The sequence below is a fragment of the Xylophilus sp. ASV27 genome, assembly GCF_016428875.1.
Taxonomy (GTDB): domain Bacteria; phylum Pseudomonadota; class Gammaproteobacteria; order Burkholderiales; family Burkholderiaceae_C; genus Xylophilus.
Genome location: NZ_JAELTO010000195.1, coordinates 1 through 3366, shown reverse-complemented (window position 1 = coordinate 3366; position 3366 = coordinate 1). Strand labels below are relative to the sequence as shown.

Sequence of the window (3366 nt, the reverse complement as noted above, 5' to 3'; positions counted from 1 at the left end):
GGGCTGGCCGGTATCGGAATTGGTGGCGCGCACCAGATCGCCACGCAAGCGCAGGTCCAGCGTCGAGCCTGCCGCCGCGCCCTGGGCGGGCGCTGCCGCGACACCGCCCGCGCCGAGCAGGCGCACCGTGCCGCTCGCCTCCAGCCCGTAGAAGCGCGCCCGCACGCCCTGGTAGCGGTACTCGGGCAGGGTGTCGTCCGTGCCGGAAGGCGGGTTGCGCTCGCCCTGCTCCGTCAGCACATCGCCGGTGGGGGTCAGGCCGATGTAGTTGGAAAAGCGCGTGGCATAGGCGTTGACCGAGAACTTGTGCGGCCCGCCCTTCCAGGCCGCGCCCAGATCGATGCCGGTGGATTTCTCCAGCCCCAGCGACGTGTCGCCGGTTTCCCAGGCCGCCGTGGCCACGTGCGGCCCGTTGGCGAACAGCTCGTAGTCCTTGGGCGCGCGCTGGGTATAGGCCAGGTTGGAGGTCAACTGCCACTGCGGCGTGAGATTGACCAGCGCCCCGAGCGCCGCGCTGTGCGGGTTGAAGTCGCGCGAGCCGACGAAGAACCGGTCCACGTCCGGGCTGCCGAAGGACTGCACCTTGACCTGCTCGGTACGCGCGCCGAAGGTCAGCTTGCCCCACGAGGTGCCGTACTCCTCGTAGGCGAACAGCGCGGTCGAACGCGTGTGGCTGGCGGGCGCGAAGGCCTCTTCGCCCTCGGCCGAGAAGCGCGAGGACTCCGCCTGCAGGCCGATCATGCCCTGCAGCGCGCCCCAGGGCTGGTGGCGGGCCTCGATGCGCAGGTCGTTGCCGTTGTTGCGGAAGGTGGTGCCGGCCACGCCGCCCTCGAATTCGGTGTGCTGGTAGTCGGTGTGGCCCAGGCGCGCCTTGAGGCTTTGCAGCGGCCCGGCGTTGACCCGCCATTCGCCCTCGACCGCATAGGTGTTGGAGCGCATGCCGATCTTCACGTCGTCCTCGGCCACCGTGCCGTAGTTGCTGCGGTAGGTGCCGGCCGAGGCGCCCAGGTAGCCGTGGTCGAAGAACATCGTGCCGCCCACCGCGCCGCCGTGGGTGGAACTGGCCGAATTGCAGATGCGCCGCGCCAGGCCGGGCGAGCCGGGTTTCTCGCAGGCCAGTTGCAGCGGCACGCGCACGTCGTCGGTGCGGCGGTCGAAGGCATCGACATGCAGCGCATAGCGGTCATTGCCGGCCTCGACCATCGCCGCACCGCTGCGCTCGCCGTTGCCGGTGGCCAGGCCGGCGTCCAGCTTGCCGGTGACGCCCTGCACCGGCTCGCGCGGGATGCGGTTGTCGATCACGTTGACCACGCCGCCCACGGCGCTGCCGCCATAGAGCAGCGCGCCCGGGCCGCGCAGCACCTCGATGCGTTCGGTGGTGAGTGCCTCGGTCGGCACGGCATGGTCGAAGCTCAGCGCCGAGGCATCGAGCGTGGCGCCGCCGTTCTGCAGGATGCGGATGCGGTCGCCGTCCTGGCCACGGATGATCGGGCGGCTGGCGTTGGGGCCGAAGTAGGTGCTGCTGACGCCAGGCTGGCCGTCCAGCGTCTCGCCGAGGGTGGTCCGGCTCTGGATCGTCAGATCCTCGCCCGAAAGCTGCTCGGCCGGCACCACCCGGTCGGCCGCGCCCAGCGGGTTGCCGGTGACGGTGACCTCCTTGAGCGTGGCGGTGGCGGCAGCCGCGGCGGTCTGGGCGTGGGCGATACCGGCCAGCGAAAGAATGGCGGCGCCGATGGCGCCGATGCGGAATGAGGGGTGCATGGCAATACTCGTTGAATCGGGAAGGGCCGCGCGGCGCGCGGCGGCGGGCCGGCCCGGGTCAGGCCCGGCCGGCTCGAAGCGGCGACCGCACAGGGCGCCGGAAGGATTCAGCGAGCGGACGGAGGGCCGCGCGCGTCGAAAAGCGCAGCCCAGCGGACGAGGAACTCGCCCTGCAGGAAGTCGAAGGTGGCGATCGGTACGGCAAAGGGCAGCACCGGCAGTGGCGCCGAATGCAGGACCTCGCCATGGCACAACTGGTCGTACAAACGGCAATCATCCTTGCCGGAATGGTCGCCGAACAGGCGCTTGGGCCACGCCGTCGCATCCATGTGCGCGAGCGGTCCGGCAGGTGCCGCCGCCGCGGTGCTCGACACGCTCTGGTATCCGGTGGGCGGGTGCGCCACCGCATGCAGGCTGCCCAGCAAGGGCGCCAGCGCCAGCATGGCCAGCAGCGCCCAGAACCAGGCGGCAGGCAGTCGGCGGACAGGAAGGCGGCGGGCGGTCATGGTGGGGCGGATCCCCGCTAAGGGATGAGCCGGGATTCTCACCGAAAAAATGCCCGCGCCTCAGTCCGGCTTCACCAAACGTGCAAAGGTCTTGCGGAACTTCTCCACCTTCGGGCCGACGACGAAAGCGCAGTAACCCTGCTCCGGGTGGTGCAGGAAGTAGTCCTGGTGGTAGTCCTCGGCTGGGTAGTAGTTGCGCAGCGGCTCCAGTTCGGTCACCAGCGCGGTACCCTCCCGCCGCAACTGCGCCATGACCTCCTCTGCGACCGCGGCCTGGGACGGGTCCGTGGTGTAGATGCCACTGCGGTACTGCGTGCCGACGTCGTTGCCCTGGCGGTTGAGCGTGGTCGGGTCATGCACCACGAAGAAGATCTCCAGGATCTCGCGCAGCGTGATGACCTCCGGATCGAAGATCAGCTTGACCACCTCCACATAGCCGGTACGGCCGGTGCAAACCTGCTCGTAGCTCGGGCGCGGCGTGTCGCCGTTGGCGTAGCCGCTCTCGACGTCGGTCACGCCCCGCACCCGGTCGAATACCGCCTCGGTGCACCAGAAGCAGCCGCCGCCCAGAACGATGGTCTCTTCAGAAGCCATGGAGTTTCCTTTCCTGCCGCCAGCAGCGGCTGTCAGAGCCGATGCTAAGCGCAAGCGTTGACGCCCGCCCGCGCTGCCCGTATATTACTAACCAGTCAGTCATTAAAAATGCCGCACCACCCCCACCCACCTTCTGTCGAGCAAGCGCCCAAGCGTGAGCGCCGCAAGGAAGCGCGCCCGGGAGAGCTGCTCGAAGCCGCGCTCGATGTCTTCGTGGAAAAAGGCTATGCCGCTGCCCGCGTCGATGAGGTGGCGGCCCGCGCCGGTGTTTCCAAGGGCACGCTGTTCCTGTACTTCCCCAGCAAGGAAGAGCTGTTCAAGGAGGTTATACGCAAGAACATCAGCGGCCTGTATGCCAACTGGTCGGCCGAGATCGACTGCTTCACCGATACCACCGCCGAGATGCTGGCCTATGCCCTGCAGGAATGGTGGAGGCTGGTCGGCAGCACCAAGATGGCCGGCATCTGCAAGCTCATGGAGGCCGAGGCCGGCAACTTCCCTGAGC

General features: G+C 68.7%; 4 protein-coding genes. 1 reads left to right on the top strand and 3 read right to left on the bottom strand.

The genetic code is table 11. The annotated features are described in order from the left end of the window. The 3 genes from JHD63_RS22050 to msrA form a co-directional block, all read right to left on the bottom strand. Positions 1 to 1761: TonB-dependent receptor (locus tag JHD63_RS22050; protein WP_198972928.1), on the bottom strand; the 1761-nt coding region annotated here is incomplete at its 3' end. 107 nt (positions 1762 to 1868) lie between these two features. Next, on the bottom strand, positions 1869 to 2267 hold the full coding sequence (locus JHD63_RS22045; RefSeq protein ID WP_198972927.1) for a hypothetical protein: 399 nt from the start codon (positions 2265 to 2267) through the stop codon (positions 1869 to 1871). Positions 2268 to 2327: 60 nt separating this feature from the next. Continuing rightward, on the bottom strand, positions 2328 to 2861 hold the full coding sequence (gene msrA / locus JHD63_RS22040; RefSeq protein ID WP_198972926.1) for a peptide-methionine (S)-S-oxide reductase MsrA: 534 nt from the start codon (positions 2859 to 2861) through the stop codon (positions 2328 to 2330). Between the two features lie 108 nt (positions 2862 to 2969). Between msrA and JHD63_RS22035 the strand changes: the two genes are divergently transcribed. Further along, positions 2970 to 3366: TetR/AcrR family transcriptional regulator (locus JHD63_RS22035; protein ID WP_198972925.1), on the top strand; the 397-nt coding region annotated here is incomplete at its 3' end.

What these genes read in the sequence shown, in the direction of transcription:
- JHD63_RS22045 (WP_198972927.1), bottom strand. Translation starts at nt 2,267, where the DNA reads ATGACCGCCCGCCGCCTTCCTGTCCGCCGACTGCCTGCCGCCTGGTTC.
- msrA (WP_198972926.1), bottom strand. Translation starts at nt 2,861, where the DNA reads ATGGCTTCTGAAGAGACCATCGTTCTGGGCGGCGGCTGCTTCTGGTGC.